The sequence below is a fragment of the Chloroflexota bacterium genome (assembly GCA_034717495.1).
Classification (GTDB): domain Bacteria; phylum Chloroflexota; class Anaerolineae; order JAAEKA01; family JAAEKA01; genus JAYELL01.
Genome location: JAYELL010000035.1, coordinates 1 through 4,239, shown reverse-complemented (window position 1 = coordinate 4,239; position 4,239 = coordinate 1). Strand labels below are relative to the sequence as shown.

Genomic DNA, 4,239 nt, shown 5'->3' with positions numbered 1-4,239 from the left:
CGGCAGACATCTGGTCACTGAATTGCGATCCAGAGGTCACGACGTCTGGCTGCTAGATATCAGGCATTATCATGACGATCAGTATTTCCGCTGTGATATCAGCTCCTTTCGCCAGTTGGAGCGGGTATTCACCAGTAACTCCTTCGACTATGTCTATCATCTGGCAGCCGAGTTTGGCCGTTGGAATGGCGAAGATTACTACGATACGTTGTGGCGGACCAACGCGGTTGGCACAAAGAACATGATTCGCTTCCAGGAGCGGCAAGGCTTCAGGATGATCTTTGCAAGTAGCTCTGAGGTCTATGGCGACTATGAGGGGGTAATGACTGAAGACGTGATGGACAGATTGGAGATCAAGCAGCTCAATGACTATGCCATGACCAAGTGGGTGGGGGAAATGCAGATCTTGAATTCTGCGGAGATGTACGATACCGAGTCGGTGCGTGTGCGGTTTTTCAATACCTATGGACCCGGTGAGTTTTACAGCCCTTATCGCAGTGTGAATTGCCTGTTCTGCTATCGAGCCTTGCATGGTGTACCGTTCACGGTTTATCGTGGCCATCGACGAACCTCGACCTACGTATCGGATGCTGTCAAAGCTCTTGCCAATATTTCAGACGATTTCAAACCAGGCGAGGTCTACAACATCGGCGGGGGCGATTTCCATGATATCGAGACGCTGGCACAATACGTGCTGGAAGCGACCGGCGCCGATCCTGATCTGGTGACCTACAAGGATGGAGAACCATTTACCACCAAGGTCAAGCGCGTGGATAACAGCAAGGCTGTTCGGGATCTGGACTTTGAGATCACTGTCTCGTTGGCTGAGGGAGTGAGGCGTACAGCTGATTGGATGCGTCAGGTCTATCAAGTGAACGGAAAAACCGTGATCAACACTGATACACTTTGATGAAGCCATTGGAGCGACCTGCCGAGAATATCCTTCCTAAAAACGATCGTCTAAGAATCCTGATCGTGCAAGAAACTAACTGGGTCGATCGCAACGTCATCCAGCAACATCACCTGGCAGAGCGCCTGGTGAAACGGGGCCATTATGTGGAAGTGATCGACTACGACATTCTGTGGCCAACGAGAACGGCGCCGCCTCGCTGGCAGCCCCGCCAGGAATTTCCGGCAGTGAACAAGGTGATCGATGGGGTTTCACTGCAAGTCACTCGACCTGCGACCATTCAACTGCCGCTGCTGGCACACATGAGTTGGACAACAACCAGTCTGTTGGAATTACGCAGCAAACTTGAGTCGCAGCCCTTCGACCTGGTGATTGGTTTGACTTTAACCAATAGTTATTTCATGGCACGGTTGCTGCAATGGCGCAATATCCCCTTTATCAGCATCGTGCAGGAGCCTTATCACACCATGGTGCCCCAGCGTTGGCTATGGTCTGCAGCCCGCATGATGGAGGGGGCCGCGCTGCGAGCTTCTAACCGGGTCGTTGTCTTCACGCCGCAGATGCGCGAGTATGTGATCTGCACAGGTGTGGATACGGGACAGGTCACCGTACTGAAGACCGGAGTCAGCCTGGATCTGTTCCACGAAAATGTCGATGGCTCGGAAAGGCGCCGGGAGCTGGGCATTGGTCCCGATGAATGGGTTATCTTTTTTATGGGATGGCTGTATGATTTCTCTGGACTGCTTCAAATCGTCCAGCAGATCGCTGACGATTCCAGCGTACTTCATGGAGCTCGCTTCCTGATCGTCGGCGATGGCGACATCTACGATGAATTGCATAGCCTGGTTTCGCGATATGGTATTGAGCGGCACGTAATCATGACGGGCCGCCGGCCTTACGAAAAAATCCCAAGTTTGGTGGCTGCTGCAGATGTGTGTATGCTACCTTCTCTGACAAACGATACGACCCGCGAGATCGTGCCGATGAAGGTTTATGAGTATCTGGCGGCATGTAAACCAGTGGTGGCCTCAAACCTACCTGGACTAAAAGCGGAATTTGGTGAAGATAGTGGGATCGTCTATGCTGATGGTCCTATCGACGCCCTCCATCGGGCGGTGGCGCTGGCAGACTTGCCGCACGAGGCCCGGGAACTGGCTGCTGCCGGACGAAGAGCTGCCGAGAAAAACGCCGACTGGGAGAAGACAACTGTGGCCCTGGAGGCACTCTTGATGGCATCGGTTCAAGAAAATGGAAAAACGAGTTATGCATAAGATATTCGTAGATCGCATCGGCGATGACCTGGCAAGTCAGATGCACGACGCACTGGCGTTCATCGATTGGGAAAACACTGTACGCCCCGATTCGACCGTCCTGATCAAACCCAACCTCACATGGCCCGAACCCAAACCGGGTGTGACCACGTCGCCTGCGTTTCTGGACGCCCTGTTGAGCGTATTGACCAGCCGCGCGACGAAGATCTATGTAGGCGAGTCCGATGGTGGCACCTTTCCTGCGGAAGAGGCCTTCGTCAGGAATGGCCTGGCCGATGTCTGCAAGCGCTACGGCGTTCCCTTTGTGAACCTGACGAAGAAACCTGCTCGCATGATCGAAGATAGGGTTGCTGGACGGCGCATCCAGATCGAGGCCTCCAGTTTCCTCATGGACGATGTAGATGTCTTCATTACCGCTCCTGTTCTAAAAACCCATGTTATTACGCGGGTCACCCTGGGCTTGAAGAACCAATGGGGCTGTATTCCCGATCCCATGCGATTGCTGTATCATCACATCCTCGATTGGGGCATTGTGGCGTTGAACCGGGCTTACGCCCCGCAAATCAGCGTCCTGGACGGCACCTATGCCATGGACCGCCGAGGGCCCCTGGAAGGTGACGCCATTCCGGCCGGCTGGATGGCGGTCTCTGACAACGTAGTCGCCCTGGACGCCCTGGGTTGTCATCTGTTGGGCGTGGACCCGCGCAGCGTGCGACATGTGGCCTTTGCTGAGCAGGAGAAACTGGGTACGACCGATTTCAACCAAATGCAACTGAACCGGCCACTGCCTGAACCGGTCATCCAGTCGGTGATCGAGCCCGATAGCATGGATCGCATTGCTATCTTCCTCTACAAGAGAAAACTGATGTCCAAACTGGTGTTTGACTCGGCGGCCACGCCGTTGCTGTATCGTTTGATCCAACGAACGCCGCCCGGCAATATCCAGAGCTATCAACCGGCTGATGGTGTGCTGTAACGACATGGGCACGGGATATGCCTGCCTGGAAACTAGCCATTTCCGGACCAGCCTAACGTCATCCTCGCGTGCACCCCGGAGGGGCCCGCGAACGCTACGGGAGCGACGGAAGAGTGAGTTTCTCGAAATGACGCATCCGGTGGCGGCTACGGGATGGGATACTATGCAATGAAAGATCAAATCCAGGCGAAAATACGGGCTCGTACGGCCGAAGTGGCTGTTATTGGACTGGGCTACGTTGGGCTGCCCCTGGCGCTGGTTTTCGCCGAGCAGGGCTTTCCGGTAACCGGTATCGACTCTGACCCGGACAAGGTGGAGGCGCTGGTCCAACGTCGTTCCTACATTCCGGACATTCCTGCGAAACGGCTCGAGGACCTGTCTGAAGATTCGTTCAGGGCCACCTGCGATTACAGCGTCCTCGATCACTGTGACGTGGCCATCATTTGCGTGCCCACTCCACTGAACAAGACGCGCGATCCCGACGTGCGCTTCCTGGTAGCCGCTGGTGAAAGCGTTGCCACGCACGTCCATCCAGGCATGCTGGTAGTGCTGGAATCGACCACCTATCCAGGAACCACGGAGGAACTGCTTCGTCCCATCCTGGAGGACAGTGGATGCCAGGTCGGTGAGGACTTCTTCCTGGCTTTTTCCCCGGAACGCATCGATCCCGGGCGCATCGACTATACGCTGGAGAATACCCCCAAGGTAATGGGGGGCAGCACGCCAGCCTGCCTGGAGGTTGTCACAGCGCTCTACAGCAGCGTAATCGAGTGCGTAGTGCCGGTTTCTTCCACCCAGGCGGCCGAGTTGGTCAAACTATTGGAGAACACCTTTAGATCGGTGAACATCGCGCTGGTCAATGAGATGGCCATCATGTGCGACAAGCTGGGCCTGGACGTCTGGGAGATAATCGAGGCGGCGGCCACCAAGCCCTATGGCTTCATGAAGTTTACGCCTGGCCCCGGGGTAGGCGGTCACTGCATTCCCCTGGATCCCCACTACCTGGCCTGGAAGTTGAAGACCTTGAGCTATAATGCCCGCTTCGTGCAGTTGGCCGGTGAGATCAACAGCGCCATGCCCGC

4 protein-coding genes are annotated in these 4,239 nt (G+C 55.4%); all 4 read left to right on the top strand.

Features of this window, described 5'->3' with window-relative positions; all coding sequences use genetic code 11:
* Window positions 1-10: 10 nt before the first annotated feature.
* A complete protein-coding gene (locus U9R25_06805; protein ID MEA3335604.1) occupies window positions 11-910 on the top strand; it encodes an NAD(P)-dependent oxidoreductase in 900 nt (299 codons plus the stop codon).
* Window positions 910-2,181 (top strand): glycosyltransferase family 4 protein, encoded by a 1,272-nt coding sequence (locus U9R25_06800; protein ID MEA3335603.1) that lies wholly within the window; start codon window positions 910-912, stop codon window positions 2,179-2,181. The genes U9R25_06805 and U9R25_06800 overlap by 1 nt, the downstream gene beginning before the upstream one ends.
* Window positions 2,174-3,157: a DUF362 domain-containing protein gene (locus tag U9R25_06795; GenBank protein ID MEA3335602.1), complete on the top strand. Its 984-nt coding sequence runs from the start codon at window positions 2,174-2,176 to the stop codon at window positions 3,155-3,157. Before U9R25_06800 ends, U9R25_06795 begins: the two co-directional genes overlap by 8 nt.
* 168 nt (window positions 3,158-3,325) lie before the next feature.
* Window positions 3,326-4,239: nucleotide sugar dehydrogenase (locus U9R25_06790; GenBank protein MEA3335601.1), on the top strand; the 914-nt coding region annotated here is incomplete at its 3' end.